Source organism: Pseudoalteromonas sp. AWH4_217 (genome assembly GCF_056161105.1).
Genome location: NZ_JBSWYM010000003.1, coordinates 246,112 through 261,296, shown reverse-complemented (window position 1 = coordinate 261,296; position 15,185 = coordinate 246,112). Strand labels below are relative to the sequence as shown.

General features: G+C 44.9%; 18 protein-coding genes. 9 read left to right on the top strand and 9 right to left on the bottom strand.

Annotated elements, in window-relative coordinates; genetic code table 11:
- Positions 1-2: 2 nt before the first annotated feature.
- Both purE and ACXAH1_RS04600 read right to left on the bottom strand, forming a co-directional pair.
- Positions 3-485 (bottom strand): 5-(carboxyamino)imidazole ribonucleotide mutase, encoded by a 483-nt coding sequence (gene purE, locus ACXAH1_RS04605; RefSeq protein WP_475194260.1) that lies wholly within the window; start codon positions 483-485, stop codon positions 3-5.
- A 106-nt stretch (positions 486-591) separates the two neighbouring features.
- Complete coding sequence (locus tag ACXAH1_RS04600) at positions 592-801, bottom strand: hypothetical protein (protein ID WP_054015139.1); 210 nt, start codon at positions 799-801, stop codon at positions 592-594.
- A 194-nt stretch (positions 802-995) separates the two neighbouring features.
- On the opposite strand from ACXAH1_RS04600, the gene ACXAH1_RS04595 reads away from it, so the two are divergent.
- Entirely contained in the window at positions 996-1,517 is a 522-nt protein-coding gene (locus ACXAH1_RS04595) for a TetR/AcrR family transcriptional regulator (RefSeq protein WP_475194258.1), read from the top strand.
- 86 nt (positions 1,518-1,603) lie between these two features.
- Here the strand turns inward: ACXAH1_RS04595 and ACXAH1_RS04590 are convergent, their stop codons facing one another.
- The 3 genes from ACXAH1_RS04590 to ACXAH1_RS04580 form a co-directional block, all read right to left on the bottom strand.
- Positions 1,604-3,217 carry a PepSY-associated TM helix domain-containing protein gene (locus ACXAH1_RS04590; RefSeq protein ID WP_475194256.1) on the bottom strand — a complete coding sequence of 538 codons (1,614 nt, stop codon included), beginning with the start codon at positions 3,215-3,217 and terminating at the stop codon, positions 1,604-1,606.
- On the bottom strand, positions 3,214-3,525 hold the full coding sequence (locus ACXAH1_RS04585) for a hypothetical protein (protein WP_475194253.1): 312 nt from the start codon (positions 3,523-3,525) through the stop codon (positions 3,214-3,216). Before ACXAH1_RS04585 ends, ACXAH1_RS04590 begins: the two co-directional genes overlap by 4 nt.
- Before the next feature lie 352 nt (positions 3,526-3,877).
- Entirely contained in the window at positions 3,878-4,354 is a 477-nt protein-coding gene (locus ACXAH1_RS04580) for an HPP family protein (RefSeq protein ID WP_475194251.1), read from the bottom strand.
- Positions 4,355-4,447: 93 nt separating this feature from the next.
- On the opposite strand from ACXAH1_RS04580, the gene ACXAH1_RS04575 reads away from it, so the two are divergent.
- The 4 genes from ACXAH1_RS04575 to ACXAH1_RS04560 all read left to right on the top strand — a co-directional run bounded on the left by ACXAH1_RS04575 (position 4,448) and on the right by ACXAH1_RS04560 (position 7,953).
- Entirely contained in the window at positions 4,448-5,014 is a 567-nt protein-coding gene (locus ACXAH1_RS04575) for a TetR/AcrR family transcriptional regulator (RefSeq protein ID WP_475194248.1), read from the top strand.
- Between the two features lie 80 nt (positions 5,015-5,094).
- Positions 5,095-6,435: an oligosaccharide flippase family protein gene (locus ACXAH1_RS04570; protein WP_475194247.1), complete on the top strand. Its 1,341-nt coding sequence runs from the start codon at positions 5,095-5,097 to the stop codon at positions 6,433-6,435.
- Positions 6,436-6,515: 80 nt separating this feature from the next.
- Positions 6,516-6,734 (top strand): hypothetical protein, encoded by a 219-nt coding sequence (locus ACXAH1_RS04565; RefSeq protein ID WP_138552500.1) that lies wholly within the window; start codon positions 6,516-6,518, stop codon positions 6,732-6,734.
- A gap of 193 nt (positions 6,735-6,927) precedes the next feature.
- Positions 6,928-7,953, top strand: coding sequence for a tetratricopeptide repeat protein (locus ACXAH1_RS04560; protein WP_475194245.1), 1,026 nt, complete (start codon positions 6,928-6,930; stop codon positions 7,951-7,953).
- A gap of 11 nt (positions 7,954-7,964) precedes the next feature.
- Here the strand turns inward: ACXAH1_RS04560 and ACXAH1_RS04555 are convergent, their stop codons facing one another.
- The gene (locus ACXAH1_RS04555; RefSeq protein ID WP_475194243.1) at positions 7,965-8,594 is read right to left on the bottom strand and encodes a hypothetical protein; all 630 of its coding nucleotides are present in this window, start codon (positions 8,592-8,594) and stop codon (positions 7,965-7,967) included.
- Between the two features lie 90 nt (positions 8,595-8,684).
- On the opposite strand from ACXAH1_RS04555, the gene ACXAH1_RS04550 reads away from it, so the two are divergent.
- Positions 8,685-9,560: a LysR family transcriptional regulator gene (locus tag ACXAH1_RS04550; protein WP_475194240.1), complete on the top strand. Its 876-nt coding sequence runs from the start codon at positions 8,685-8,687 to the stop codon at positions 9,558-9,560.
- A 139-nt stretch (positions 9,561-9,699) separates the two neighbouring features.
- A complete protein-coding gene (locus ACXAH1_RS04545; protein ID WP_253045144.1) occupies positions 9,700-9,885 on the top strand; it encodes a hypothetical protein in 186 nt (61 codons plus the stop codon).
- A gap of 69 nt (positions 9,886-9,954) precedes the next feature.
- On the opposite strand, the gene trhO is transcribed toward ACXAH1_RS04545, so the two are convergent.
- Positions 9,955-10,941: an oxygen-dependent tRNA uridine(34) hydroxylase TrhO gene (gene trhO, locus ACXAH1_RS04540; protein WP_054015149.1), complete on the bottom strand. Its 987-nt coding sequence runs from the start codon at positions 10,939-10,941 to the stop codon at positions 9,955-9,957.
- A gap of 237 nt (positions 10,942-11,178) precedes the next feature.
- Here trhO and ACXAH1_RS04535 point away from each other — a divergent pair, with 237 nt between their 5' ends.
- Positions 11,179-12,510, top strand: coding sequence for a DEAD/DEAH box helicase (locus tag ACXAH1_RS04535; RefSeq protein ID WP_475194234.1), 1,332 nt, complete (start codon positions 11,179-11,181; stop codon positions 12,508-12,510).
- A 2-nt stretch (positions 12,511-12,512) separates the two neighbouring features.
- On the top strand, positions 12,513-13,358 hold the full coding sequence (locus ACXAH1_RS04530) for a CvfB family protein (protein ID WP_475194231.1): 846 nt from the start codon (positions 12,513-12,515) through the stop codon (positions 13,356-13,358).
- Between the two features lie 107 nt (positions 13,359-13,465).
- Here ACXAH1_RS04530 and ACXAH1_RS04525 read toward each other — a convergent pair whose 3' ends face one another.
- Positions 13,466-14,317 carry a GNAT family N-acetyltransferase gene (locus ACXAH1_RS04525; RefSeq protein ID WP_475194229.1) on the bottom strand — a complete coding sequence of 284 codons (852 nt, stop codon included), beginning with the start codon at positions 14,315-14,317 and terminating at the stop codon, positions 13,466-13,468.
- Between the two features lie 117 nt (positions 14,318-14,434).
- Positions 14,435-15,130 (bottom strand): hypothetical protein, encoded by a 696-nt coding sequence (locus tag ACXAH1_RS04520; protein WP_475194226.1) that lies wholly within the window; start codon positions 15,128-15,130, stop codon positions 14,435-14,437.
- Positions 15,131-15,185 lie beyond the last annotated feature (55 nt).

The window sequence follows — 15,185 nt, the reverse complement described above, 5'->3', positions numbered from 1 at the left end:
TACTACTCTGCTGGGTTAGGGTTTGCCAGAACTGTGTCGGTTTGTGCCTTACGGAACGCCTCTACTTTCTCAAAAATTTCAGACTGCTGACAGCCCAGAATTTGTGCTGCTAGCAAACCAGCATTGGCTGCACCTGCATCGCCGATAGCAAGGGTACCAACAGCTACGCCTTTAGGCATCTGACAGATAGATAATAGAGAGTCTACGCCATTTAAGGTTTTGGATTTAACTGGTACGCCTAGTACTGGCAGGCTGGTAAATGCTGCAGCCATGCCAGGCAAATGGGCGGCACCGCCAGCACCAGCAATGATGACCTTAATACCACGTTCTGCCGCTGAGGAAGCATATTCTGCTAACAAATGAGGAGTACGGTGTGCCGAAACAACTTTGGTCTCGTAATCAATACCGAATTTCTCCAACATTTCCGCTGCATGTTGCATTGTAGGCCAATCGGACTTAGAGCCCATTATGATGCCAACCGTCATAATTATTCCTCAGTTAAAATTGAACGATTTAGGCGCATAGTTATGGGGTGTGCGCCAACTTCATGCGTATTATACCCAAGTGGCGCTTCAAAGCGAATCGACATTTTCATCCTGGCTGGATGCCTTTCTCTTTTGTCGTTTCGGTATTACTTTTAGCATTGCGCCAGTGATGGAAAAAAGCATCAGGTCCCAGAATAAAAAAGAATATAACCAGCCCACCGGGTACCAGCACTGCCTTAAGTGCTGGGCCCAAGACATAGCTGTAGAACACAATGAATGGAATAAACAAGAGATAACCTATCAACCGCTGCAACATAAAGCCTCCTTAACTCATAATTGAGCGCGCTCACATTTTTAAATGAGCACGCTCAATTGTCAATGATTTTTATGACTACAATAAGTTTCGACTAACCTTTTGCTTTTAACAGAACCTTGAACGACTTGATATGTTGTGTGTTACGGTCCCCTACAGACGTGATATAATGACGAAAAGTTTTTAGCTTAGCACTGATGAAAAAAAGAGAAAAAACAAGGCAGTTGATACTAGACGAAAGTTGGCAGCTGTTTATTGCACAAGGCTACAAAGATACCTCAACCCGACAGATAGCCACTGCTGCAGGTGTTGCCGCCGGAACTGTATTTAGTCATTTCCCTAACAAAATCGACATTCTTAAAACAGCCATGCATCAGCAAATAGACAGTGTTATTGCATTAGCCCAAGGCACAGATCAACATCATTCCGCAAGGCTGAAACTCAGACATTACGCCAGTCATTTATTTGCTTTTTATTTGCAACACAGAGAATTTAGTAAAGCTTTGCTGGGAGATCTTCTTTGGCATCAGTCTTACTTTGCAGCGCAACTTGATGCATTCAAACAGCTGCTTTTTGCCGAGCAGGAATACAATGAAACGAAAGCAACAGTGATGATGGATTGTTATTTCATGACCCTGATACAAGGACTATCAGATCCCTCTTCGTGTGAAGAATCGATGCTGCGAGTTCTTACTAATAAGCTGACATTATTATATTAGAGTCACAGTATGATGTGTTCTTAACCAGATATTAAAAGACAGAGTTTATAACTCTGCCTTTTAAAAACTGGCCTTATCTTTCTACATTAAACTGAATGCCTAATCGATATTTCTGAGGTTATAGTGAAGTCCTTTAAATACCAGATACTACCAGGTTCATTTAGTAAGGCTCGGTGCATAACCTGTTTAGAAAGTAACCAAAAGAATACGCCAAACAGTGCCGATATCACCTCCAGCATAAGCGCTTCAAGGCTATTAGGTGCCCAAAGTGCTGTGTCCGGAATAACTGTTGCTATGAATGACGTTGCAGGCACGAATACACACAACAACGACAGGAGTTTAAGTCCGTAAATTGCCGTTCGTGTCGGGCCGTAAGCAAATGCAGATAGCACGACACTAAAAAAGCTCGCATAATAGAGGAACAGATAAGCCTGATTTATGTTCACGGACGTCAAAGTCAGCCACTTATTGCAGGCAAATACGGCGGCAATGCCCGTTAGCGCGCCAAGGCTGACACCGACTGTAAGCGCCCCCATCACTTTATAACTCCGGCTCTGCTGAATTCCTTTCTTACGCCTTTTCTCAAGCCACAAAATATTCCCAGAATAAAATAAACCAGCGCCGGCCAACCCCATTAAAAAGTAAGCCCAGCGACCCAGATCCCCACCGTAACTACCAAAATGCAGACTAAAAAAAGTAGATACGATTTTTGCCCATACATTTTGCTCCGGATGTGCCGCGCTGGAAGAGGCAATTTCGAATGTATAAGGGTTTATAAATACGTAGTCATTTAACGCGCCTCGCATCAGCTGGTCTTCATTCACTACACCTACGCTGGCTGATGCGGCTGGTTTAGTCAGGTTTCCATACCTGATATACGAAACAGTATAACCCGGTGCGTGTGCCTCTACTTGCGCAACTAATTCAGAAACTCTTGGCAAATCCGCTAACTTCCGCTCAACTTTTGAAGGTTCAGTTCCTGGGAACAAAGGCTTATCACCATAAAGTTGCGACAAGCCGCCATAAAACACGTCATGATACGCAAAAACGGTCACGGTAATCGCAATCACAATGTGAAACGGTAAACTCGCAATACCAAGCAAATTATGACCATCCAGCCAAAAACGCTTTCTTTCTCCGTCCCGACGCAGCGCTTGAAAACGCTTAACCAGGGTTGGGAGCAGAAATATCACACCAGAAACTAACGCGATAAAATATGCAAATGCAGCAATACCGAGTACAAAAATCCCAGCCTGATGATGATCGATTTCTCCAATAATACCCGCGGTGCGGTGCAACATATCCAGCATAGCCGAAAGCGTATTTACAGGCACAAGTTGGGTAACCAGCTCACCGTCACTATTCAATGTACCGTGCCACTTAACCTCATCCAGGGCAAGCCCTCTTCCATTACCCTGCTCGTACCAACTTACAGGCGATAACGACTTATCAAAATACAGGGTTACGCTGTCAGCGGCTTTTGGATACGCCTGTAGCACTTTTTGCAGCAACTCATCATAGCGTTCGGCAGCTATTGCAGGCATATGTTTCTCCGGAGATGTCGCCCATCGGTCGATCTCCGGGGCAAACATCACCAATGCACCGGCAAAGAAACCGATAAACAAAAGTAAGCTGGTCGTTATGCCAGTCCAGGTATGTAGTGTTTGATAGGTGCGCAGAATGTCCGCTCTCACTTTCATAACGCATTCCTTAAAACCGCTTGCATCGCGAAACATACCGCACTTGCCAATAACAAATAGCACCAGGCTTGCTTTCCCGTTTTAAACAAAAAAGTCATGCTAAGTATCAGTAGCCAGATAGGCGCAATGATCCACATGTTGAACTGAGTTTTCCATAATAACTCAGAGCTTGTGAGCGTCCCCTTGAGGCCATCCGGACCGAACCATACGATCAGGCCAACAAACGCAAAACTCAGCAGTCCCCCGGCTATAATGCCAGCCAGAGATTTGCTCATCCAATGTGGTTGAATACGTGCCTCGCTGTTCATGACTTCCCCCTTTTGTTACTCATTAATAACGTAACAAAAGGAGCAATCATTAACCCCAGCATGACCACGATAATACTTTGGAAAATCACTGAAGGCCCTTTCATTTGTGAGAAAATAAAGCCATATGCACAGAGCAGTGTCAAATAAGACGCCACTCGGAAGCGGTTACTTAGCTTATTCGGCAGTAGTTGCTGGTTTTTATTGCTGAGGTAAAATAACAAGGTACCTGCAATCAAGAGCAGTACCTGAAATGAATTGAGCACTATCCCTCCCTGTATTTATTTTTACGATAACCCGCGCATTATACACAAACAGAATTGATAATCACTATTATTTACCTTGACAAAATAAACTAACCGCTACGCTCGACCTTTTTGTTTTTATACAGCCCATGAGCACAGATCAGGTGGTAGCCACGGCCAAACAAAACCAGACAAATCGCACCAGTCAATACCGGGAATAGCAAAAATGTCCATCCCTGACCGGTGAGCATAATAAATAATGGATTTGCACCTGCTGGCGGGTGCACCGTTTTCGTATACATCATTAGCATTACTGCTAATCCTGTTGCAGTCCCCAGCGAGAATGCATTTAGTGGGGCAAGTTCAACAAAAACGACCCCTACCAGTGCAGTAATACAATGACCTGCAATCACATTGCGCGCTTGGGCCAGTGGACTTTCGGGCAAGACAAAGATCAGCACGCAAGACGCGCCAAAGGCTGCCATTAAAAGCCAGTACTCTTGCTCATGCTGCCCAACCAGAGCAAGAGCAGTAATTGCCAGCATAGAACCTAATCCAGCAGAAAAATAGACAATCCAGTTTGACACAACATCTCCTTAGGTAGACCAGTCGTTCTATCCAACATGGTAGACAGCTTTGTCTACCCGTGTCAAGATAGACACAAATAATGGGAGGCTGATATGTCAGATAAACGAGAGTTGTTATTAAGCAAAGCACTGGAGCTGTTCTATCAAAAAGGGATCTGTGGCGTTGGAATAAACGAGATCATCTCACACAGTGGGGTTGCGAAGAAAACCCTCTATCATCACTTTAGCTCCAAAGACGACCTGGTGCTTGCCGCATTGTCACTTCGAGATCAACAATATTTGCAGTGGCTAAGAAGCAAATTGTTGGGCGCTGAAAGTAATGCAGCACTCATCGAGATACTGTTTCATGCATTAAGTGACTGGTTTCACGATCGTGCACCTGAGCTTGGTCCATTCAGAGGGTGCTTTTTCATTAACACCGCCAGTGAATCAGCGTCACTGAACACGCAAATCATGAATAGCTGTGCCAGACATAAAACAGCGGTGAGACACCTGATCACACAAAGCTTGCCCCAGCCGGATGACAGGTTGGTTGATGTCTTGTGTTTACTCAAAGAAGGAGCGACGGTGTCAGCCTTTGTCCAGGGTGACAAGCAGGCTGCTTCGCGTTGTATCGATATTGCATTAGCGTACGACGCTCAGTCGGCATTCGGGGTGTAATCTGGTGAAATTTAACCATTATGCCCAGTGCACTATAATGCCTTTATCATTACTTACTGCATGCTTTGGTCAGATATACCATGCAACAAGATAACTACCTTAAACATGGCGCCCTGACACTCAGTGTCTCGGTTATAATCGGCTTTATCGTGGATTACGCATTTAACCTCAGCCTGAGTCGCAACCTCAGCGCTCATGAATACGGCGACTATAAAGTCGCCTATGCTTATGCCACAATTTGCGGCGTATTGGTACTTTTAGGAGGTGATCGCGTCGCCCCAAAGGTTTTGGCTAAACCGCTTGCTGACAATGCAACCAGTCAGGTCGGCGGGTTCGTCCTGTTCTTCGCTAAAATTGCAGTCGGCTTGTCTTTAGCCCTCTTTATCTGTACTTATTTAAGTGGCTATTGGCACTTAGGTAGCTGGTCGATGGAAGAGCATCATGCATTACTGTGGATATCTGCTGCCATACCACTTATTGCCATCGGAGCAATATTGAGCCGTGTATTGCAAAGCGCAAAGCTGCTGGTTTATGCCAACCTACCCTGGCGGATTGGCTTGCCGCTTGGCAAAACAATCGCCGTCATAACACTGGCGGCTTTGCTGGAACAAGTGCACCTTTGGCAGGTAATTGCCGCAGGTATTGGTCTGTTGCTTATAATAACTTTCTGGCAATTAAGTGTTTTACGAAAACAAAATTTAATGTCTTTCATTCCTTTAACACCCGTCAATGATGGTACAAAACTCCTGATGACGTCCGTTCCCATGATGCTCGCCATGTTAGTCACAATCGCGATTTCTCAGTTAGACCTTTATATGCTGGAGCTACTGGCTTTGGAACATGAAGTTGGTCACTATGCCGGTGCAGTGACAACAGCTCATATGCTTCCAGTCGCTCAGGTTAGCATCATTGCTTTATTTGTCCCCTTGCTCGGCCAGGCCTTAGAGAAAGGCGAAGAACATGCCGAGCATGTGCTTTGGCAAGCTCAACGCGTTATGGTTGTGATCGTTGTATTGCTCTCCGTTGTTTTAATGGTATCTGGTTCGCACCTATTACAATTGTTTGGTGAAGACTTTTTTACGGCGAATGGGGCACTGAGGTACTTGATACTAGGCTCTTGTTTCTGGGCGGTGACAGCATTTATCTCAACCTGGCTTCAATACACAGGCAAAGGAAAATATGTCGTATTTATTGGGCTTTTAACATTAGTTACTGACGCGATATTGAATTGGCTACTTATTCCGGATCATGGCATTACTGGCGCAGCGATTTCCACCTGTACGGCGCTGTTCCTGGCTTCTCTACTTACCTGGATAACCTTCTTAACACATAGAAAACCGCGTCATGCTGGTGGGAAAGTAACGACATCACAATCGGAAAGACAGAGAAACACTATCACCAATAATAGCCTGTTAAAATAATTGACACATTCATTAGCGTTTTGTAATTTATAGCCGTGCTAGTTTGCACCATCAAAAAAATAAGAATAATAAGGAAAATTATGAAACAAAGAGTAAAACAAAGTGGTTTGTTTATTCTGATGCTGTGCCTGGGTTTAAGTTTAGGCGTAGCACTTAAACATGCTTATACCAAACTATCTTTTCACACCGAGGAAGTTACACAAGGCTCCACAGTGCTTCATTTAGCCCAACCAGAGCCGCACCAAACACCTCACTTTAATTTTCGGATCGGCTTTTCTTCAAATTTGCGCTTATCTTAATCCAGATAATGCGCATCAGTAAGCCACTCAAATAGCGCCCGGAAATACCGATTACAGGCAGCCCTGTCTCACAGCTTTATCCGGTCGCTACCTCTTCCCATTACTTTATACGAATACCTGATATGTAGACGCACTTTCATTGTTGCGCTATCTTAAAAAGTATTACAGGGTATGCTCAACAACGGGAGATAATTTGCGATACACCTTATTCGTACTTCTCTGCATTTTGTATATCATGCCCGCAATTGCAATACCTCAGTTCACCTCCAGGTCTTCCGCTGACATTCTAAGAGAAGCCGAGGATTACATCATTGTTGAACCCTCTCACTCTTATCGCCTGCTCTGGCAAGTTGCGACAATCACCAATCTCTCTCCATCGCAACAGATCCGCTGGCATTTAATCAAGGTACGCTCAGCAATAGCGACGAATAATTTTGATGATATAGAAGCAGAACTCATTGCGCTGTTGAAACTTCAGCATCAAGAATACTTCCAAAAACGCCTTGCAAGCATAATAAGTGCAATGGGTATAGCTTTGAGGCGTCTGGGCTACTTTCATCAGGCCAAATCTTTTTATACCTGCGCTCTCGGGCTTGATGTGCCCGACAAGAAGCGAATGGCCCTGCTGATTAATCTGGCTGTCCTTTCGCGCCATATGAATGACTACCCTTTAGCTAAACAATCCTATAAGGAGGCGCGAGACATTGCGCTTAGGCTCCATCATGAACGTGCACTAGCAAACGTAAACAACAACCTTGGCACCTTAGCATTGGACGAAGGTGATATAGAACTAGCAGAAAAATATTATCGGCGGGCGCTAATCGGCTACCAGTCCAGCGATAAGCGCAGCGGAAACATTACCGCAGGCACTAATCTATTGCTCATTTTTGCAATCCAGGGCCATACGCTCAACTTCCAGCGCCTGATAAGTCCAATTTCAGCTTTAATAGACGCTTACCCTGACGAATCAAAAAAAGCCCTGTTGCTGTGGTTAGTCAACGCCAATGAAACAAACTTGGGCAACTCACTGCCTCAAGCGACAAAAGACGAGTTAGTATTAGCATTTGACCGCCTGGAAAGCGTCAAGCTGCAATTTTTAATCAAGCACCATCTTGCGCCCAAAGTACAAGTAAATGTGACCCCAGGTAAAAGCCCCGCCCAGCTCACTAAGCCCGCTCCAGCTTGGTTAAAGGCTCGCAAGTTTTGTATCAAGCCTTGAGCATCTTTATTTTATTCGTCGAAATTCTGAGTTTCCAGATAAAGTGCGTTGACAAACTTATAGGGCACCGGAACTTGCCCGGTCAGAGGTAATCCTGCACCACCATGTATTAAGGCTGGTAATGCATTTTGATGGTGACACTTCACCTGAACCAATTGGTCAAAACTGGGTAAATGACCAATTCTATGAATAAGTAAACAGTGTCCCCGAGTAACGGGTCTGACATAAAAGTACCCATTTTTTACAGGTGTCACAGGCTCATCTAAAATAATTTTACCCACCTCAAGTGTTACATTTTTTCCTGCTAACTTTCCACCACGCTCAAAATGACCCTGATACACACTTCCAGACAGAACAGGGATGTCTCCAAGGCGCAATTTGGTTAGCTCAAAGGCTCTGGGCGCAAACGTGACCAAAGCTTGAGACTTAAAAAGCCTCTCAAAAATAGGGGCCAGCGCTGGTGTAGGTTTGACCTCAAATACAAATTGTCTGGCATGCATTCCCCGGGGCATAGGCAAATGCGAGGCGATTACCTTACTGTCTACTTGCATTATTACCAAACCATGAACACCGAATGTACTGTGCTCCTGATGTGCCAGTACAACTGGGCTTAGAAACAACAACACCAACCATCTAATCATTAAATACTCCAAAAATAGGGCAACGTAGTTACGCAATCTAAGGTATATTCGATTCCATATCATCAACTATTGGCGTATATAAATTCCAATATGGAAATATTAGAACTAAAAAGATTTGTTGCGATAGCAAATTTACAGAGTCTACAGTTGGCTGCAATTGACTTAAATACAACACCCAGTGCGCTCTCAAAGTCATTAAAAAAGCTAGAGTCATCATTAGGTGTCTTGTTATTCGACCGAGTTGGTAAGCAGCTTGTCTTAAACAAAAATGGCGCTCGTTTACTTCCTGAAGCGATAAAAATTCTTGATATCACACGCAGTACACAAATTGCACTGGCGCCCACAAACACAGTATTCACATGTCGAGTGTCAGCGCCAGCAATCCTTCAATATCGCTGGATCAGCCGTTTCGGTGCCGCAGCCTCCGGGATCCTAATTGAGTATGAGTCTGACTTCGAAATGGAGGCACTCAATAAGGTCAAACAGGGCCTGGTCGATGTAGCACTGACAACCAGCCTGGTCCGGCCCCACCTGAATGAAGAGCTCGAAGCTATGCCAATTGGAGAGTTAACCCTCGAACTGGCCGTTGGCAAAACTCATCCGCTTGCATGCAAGCATAGCGTAACCCCCTTAGAGTTATCGAGTTACCCCTTCGCGGTGCCTAATACGTCACCGTTTTGTGGTGAATTTCGCGGGTCAAGTTGTGATGGCTGGTATGATGATACGATGAACAGACAAATAAAATGGATAGTCAATGATTACGCTGCGTTATGCGAGCTGGTCAAAAGCGGGCTTGCAATCGCTTACCTGCCCGATTACATGCTCTCAGCCTGGCAGCTACGTAAATTAACGCTCCAATATGATAAAAAAAATCATACTGAGCAAGTATGCGCTATATATCGACGGAATGTACCATCTTGGATAAAATCTTTGGTTGAAGAAATACGTTTAGATAGTGGTAAGTAGGTGTATTGGTTTATCAATGCGCTTCTACAACTGAATATACGAAACCATGGATACATCAGCTTTTGCAACTTTTTACTTGATACTCGAGAACAATACTGTTACTTTTCAATGGCTTTGTATCTATAAAAGGAAATTAAAAATGAAAATCAAGTTAAAAGCAAAAAAAATGAAACAACTTTCAAAGTCATCACAGTCACTTAATGCGGCGGTAACACCTCAGGTAGCAGGCGGAACCGCAAATTGTGCATCAGATGGTATCACTTGTGGCTCACAGTTTTGCTATTCTCGCGAAGCTTACACTGTATGTAGCGACCTGCTGCACTAATAGCTCAACGAACACGAGTTAAAATAAAAAAGCCAGCGTTATGCTGGCTTTTTTATTTAGCTCGATTCACTAAGCTGATTTGGCTCGCTGTGCATCTTTCTTTGCTTGTTTCTGCTCTTTGCGGGCACGCAACGTTTCCTGCGCCTCATGACCAATGTGTCCTTCGCCGCGCTGTTTCGCTAACTCAATTTGCTTTTGACGCTCAGCAAAGCGGGCTTTTTGCTCTTCAGTCACATTTTCATGACAGTGGTGGCAAGAAACACCTTCCATATATTCCGGACGTTGCATTTCTTCTTCGGTGATCGGCATGCGACATGCGTGACACTGATCGTAAGAGCCCTTGTTTAGATCGTGGTCCACTGCAACACGGTTATCAAAGACAAAACACTCGCCTTCCCACATTGTTTCCTCTTTTGGCACATCTTCCAAATACTTAAGAATGCCGCCTTCCAGATGATATACCTCTTCGAAACCCTGCTCTTTCATGTACGCTGTTGATTTTTCACAACGAATACCACCAGTACAGAACATAGCTACTTTCTTATGTTTTGCAGGATCCAGGTTTTTCTCAGCCCACGCCGGGAACTCACGGAAAGTTTTTGTATTAGGGTCAATGGCGTTTTTGAATGTGCCGATCTCGATTTCATAATCGTTACGGGTATCAACCAGTACCACGTCAGGATCAGAAATCAGTGCATTCCAGTCCTGCGGCTTAACATAAGTACCCACCACTTCTTTAGGATCTATACCCTGAACACCCATGGTGACGATTTCTTTTTTCAGCTTGACCTTAGTGCGATAAAACGGACAGGTTTCGTCGTATGACTCTTTATATACAATGTTGTCCAGGCCTGGCTGCTTGTCCAGCCACGCTAGCAAGGCGTCAATGCCTTCACGTTTACCCGCAACCGTGCCATTTATACCTTCTTCTGCAAGCAATAAAGTACCGCGCACTTCATTGGCTTCCATCACATCTAGCAAAGGCTGACGGATCGCTTGATAATTTGGCAAGGACACAAACTTGTACATTGCACATACAACAAAATGGTTATTCATAACTTTCTCTTCGATAAGCTTTAAAACAGCCTACACTTAAGCACGACGTGTAAGCACATAACCGGATCGTAAATCCGGCGCCAGGCGCGATATTTTACGGATTTTATGGATAATTGCAAAACCGTTTGTCAGCAACCAAAGCAGAACTGACACAAAGCGCGGTAAAGTTATGGTGGTAGGTAGACTTAGTTTGTTATAATACTGCGTTTTAGAAAATAATTACTGGAGAAAAGTACCTTGAGATTTTCCGAACTGGGTCTTGACCTGCGCTTTGAAAAACAATTAGAACACCAGGGGATCACAACCCCAACCGAGATCCAGGCTCAGGCCATTCCCACTGCCCTTGCCGGGCACGATACCTTTGCACAGTCAAAGACAGGTTCAGGAAAAACTCTGGCTTTTCTGCTGCCCGCTGTTCAGCGCGTGATGAAACAAAAAGCGCTCAGTAAACGCGATCCTCGTGTACTCATCGTAGCACCAACTCGTGAGCTTGCCACGCAGGTGTTTAACCAATGTCGCCTATTAATTGCCGGTGCTGCCATGTCTTGCACTAAAGTGCTAGGTGGTGAGAACTTTAACGATCAGGTCAAAGCCCTGCGTAAAGATCCTCACTTTGTGATCGGCACGCCCGGACGTATTACCGACCATATAGAACAACGCAGCTTACAACTTCATGGCCTTGAATTACTGATTTTTGATGAAGCCGACCGTATGCTGGACTTAGGCTTTGAAAAGCAACTTGCGACCATTAACCAGGCAGCCGATCACCGACTTCGTCAGACGTTATTATTTTCAGCAACGCTTGAGCATGCTCAGATTGAAATCACCTCCAGAGATCTGCTCAAATCACCCAAGCGAATTCTGCTCAGCGGCAGTAACGAGAAGCACGACGATATTTGTCAGGCGATGTATTTTGCCGATCACCTGGATCACAAAGAGGCGTTGTTAAAGCACTTCGTACAACAGGATAACGTGAAGCAATGCATTATTTTCACGGCAACGCGGCAGGACACGACTCGGTTCAGTGACATGCTTAATGAACTTGGCATCAAAGCTGTTGCACTGGCAGGTGATTTGCCACAAAGCAAACGCCTGGAGATTATGGATGCGTTTAGCCGCGGCCTTTATAAGGTGTTAGTTACCACAGACGTTGCGTCTCGTGGTCTTGACTTGCTTAATGTTTCTCACGTCATCAATTTCGACTTGCCAAAACAAGCAGAAGAATATGTGCATCGAATTGGCCGTACTGGCCGGGCTGGGTTTAAAGGCGATGCGATTTCATTTGTCGGGCCTAAAGACTGGAAGAGCTACGAAGCCATTGCAGCCTATCTTAAGGAGTCAGTGCAGTTTCAGTCAGTTGAAGGGCTTGAAGCAAAGTTTAAAGGCTTTAAAGCCAAGGTGGCTAAACCTAAACCTGGTGCCAAGCGCAAACCTACAGAAACAAAAGCAAAGGCAAAACGTCCAGTTAAACGTAAGCCACAGCAAGCGAAAAAAGCCATTCCGGCACCGTTTGATGTCGACGGACACGCACCACTAAGAAGAAAACCTAAAAAGCCAACCGAGGAATAAATATGCTAGGTACTACTCAGTTTTTAATGATCGAAGAGATCTGTGCCGAAGGCGCTTACCTGGATGGCAAGGAGCATGGTGACGTTTTCCTGCCGCTTAAAGAGCTGCCCGATCACCTGGAAGCAGGTGATAACGTTGAAGTGTTTGTCTTCAGTGATAATCAGGGCCACCCCTGTGCCACCACCCAAAAGCCACTCGCTCAATTGGGTGAGTTTGCCCTGCTTCGTGCTAAACAAATCAATAAGGTCGGTGCTTTTTTAGATCTTGGGATCAGCAAAGATGTATTGGCCCCCTATAACGAGCAAAAGCCAAAAATGCGCGAAGGCTACAGCTACCTGGTTAAGCTGTATCTGGACAACGCCAGCAAGCGTTTATGTGCCTCCAGTAACCTTGGAAAGTTTTTGAACAAGACGCCTGCACAGTACAAAAAGTTTGAGCAGGTTGAGTTAATTGTCGCCGCTAAAACCGACCTGGGCTATAAGGTCATCGTCAACGAGCAACACTTTGGTATGGTGTTTTTTAATACCGTATTTAAACGTATGTACATAGGCCAGCGTATGACTGGCTACATAAAGCAGGTTCACGAAGACGACAAAATTGACGTGTTACTCGAAAAACCTGGCATGGATAAGATCTCAGACTTGGGTGAACAGATCCTTAAAAAGCTTGAGGAAAACAACGGCTTTTTACCACTGGGCGATAAGTCAGATCCGGAGCTTATTAAAAAAACCTTCTCCACCAGTAAAGCCAACTTTAAAAAGGCCATTGGTGGTTTGTTCAAACAGGAAAAGATCCAGATTGAAGCAACATCAATTTCGCTTTTAAGTACTAAAAAGAAAAGCAGATAAAGCTTTAATTAGACATTAAACATAAGTTTCCCTAATATGAAAACGCGCTTGTCATTTGAATACAAGCGCGTTTGACATTACTGATGTGTGCCATTTTTGCTTTTTGGCTAACCAATTTCAAACGATGTTACGCCAAACGTTTTGTCTATACCAATATCAGGCGCCAATTGCGTATACATTCGTGCCGTATCAAACACCGGCGTCATGTTGAGTTTTTCTGCAAGTTCAACCGCCGATGAATTACATGCCGGCACATCCAGATAAACGGCACAATCACACTCAACTTTTGAGCTCAATGCACCAATTATAGCCTCAGCCTGCTGCGCGTTTTGGGCAAACAAGGGGCCTATTTTATAGCCGTCGCGGCACTGTCTGATAACCCCGATCCCCTGTAATTCGCCTCCAATCAGAACACCAAGAGATTTTGCATTGCTCTGTGCCTGCCAGGCATGCCAAAACCCGGTTCTTTGTACCGGGAAAAACGGCTTAAGAAATCGCTCTATTGTTTTGTGTGGTAACGCGTTCAGATCTGTCATTTCTGTCGTACCTCGAACGGCCAGCATCTGACTGCTACCCTGATAGCGACGATTGGAATAAGCCAAAGTAAAGCCTGACTTCTTGTAGTTCTCCTGCTGCTCAACTACACCATCCAGACCAATGTTACACCCCGCCAGCCTGGCCATAGCTGCCTGCCAGATTTTCAAACCAAAACCCTGTCCTCTATATTCAGGTTTTACTATGTAAAATCCGATAAACCCGAATGTATCATCATATTTGACCGCGGAGATGACTGCGATTGGTTCATCGTCCAAAACCCCCACAAGAAACCCATCCGGATCAGCCTGATAGTAGCATTGCGCATCTTCCAGCCCCGGATTCCAGCCTTCCTGTGCAGCCCAGTCAACCGCGAGATCAACTTCGGCACGAGTCATAGTGCGGATTGTATAGGTGTTACTCATAAATTAGCTCCTTGATGTGAACCCACATCTGACTTTCTTATATACCCGCACTATAACTGGCTTAGCAGGAAAAGGAAGTCCGATTAGCTCGGCGCATACTCTGCCCTTGCACCCTGTTTACATGCCCTTTCTTTTGCAGGCCTCTGTAATCAGCGTGTTTATCATGGCTTTTTTATCTTGGCTATTTTCGATGACTGGGATGGCCCATGAACAGCCCGAAAGTTCAAAGTGAATTTTCCAGTTCTGCCAGGTTAACAGCTCCTCCAGTGTATAACTTTGTCCGCCCCCGGTGTCTGCGATCCCTCCTCCTATTGACTGGCTGACAGCAAAGAGCTTTTCGCTGAAAGGCGCTATAGACACAGAAAAAACATGATGGGTAGAATGACGATCCGTCGGTGCTTGATTTCTGCGGCAAAGCCCGAGCCACTGTCTTGCTAACAATTCAGGTTCTATTCGCTTTGAATTAAGAAACAGATAGTCCGCATCCAGCTCACCGCCAAATTCTAAGGATACTTTTTCTGGCGTAAACGTAAATCTCTTGGCGTTACAGGGATGGGCAAGCGCTTGCCAGCCAAAAGCCTTCCTGGGGATACTTAAACAAAGCAAGCGATACTCATTATCTGGAAATTGTATAATCAACTCCCCTGACTCATTGGGTGTTATACTCACAATGCGTTTGGTTATCGTTCTAGAAGCAACAGACAGGGGCGTAAGTTCATTGTTTGGCTTTGGCTGAGACTGCCTGGAAAACCCCTTTTCCATGACCAATAAGATGACTAACCCCGCCATAGCGATAACAAATGCGACTAACAAATTTTCTCCTTATGAGATTCCACTGGCAGCACCTTAGCCCAAGCTGGCCATTGCC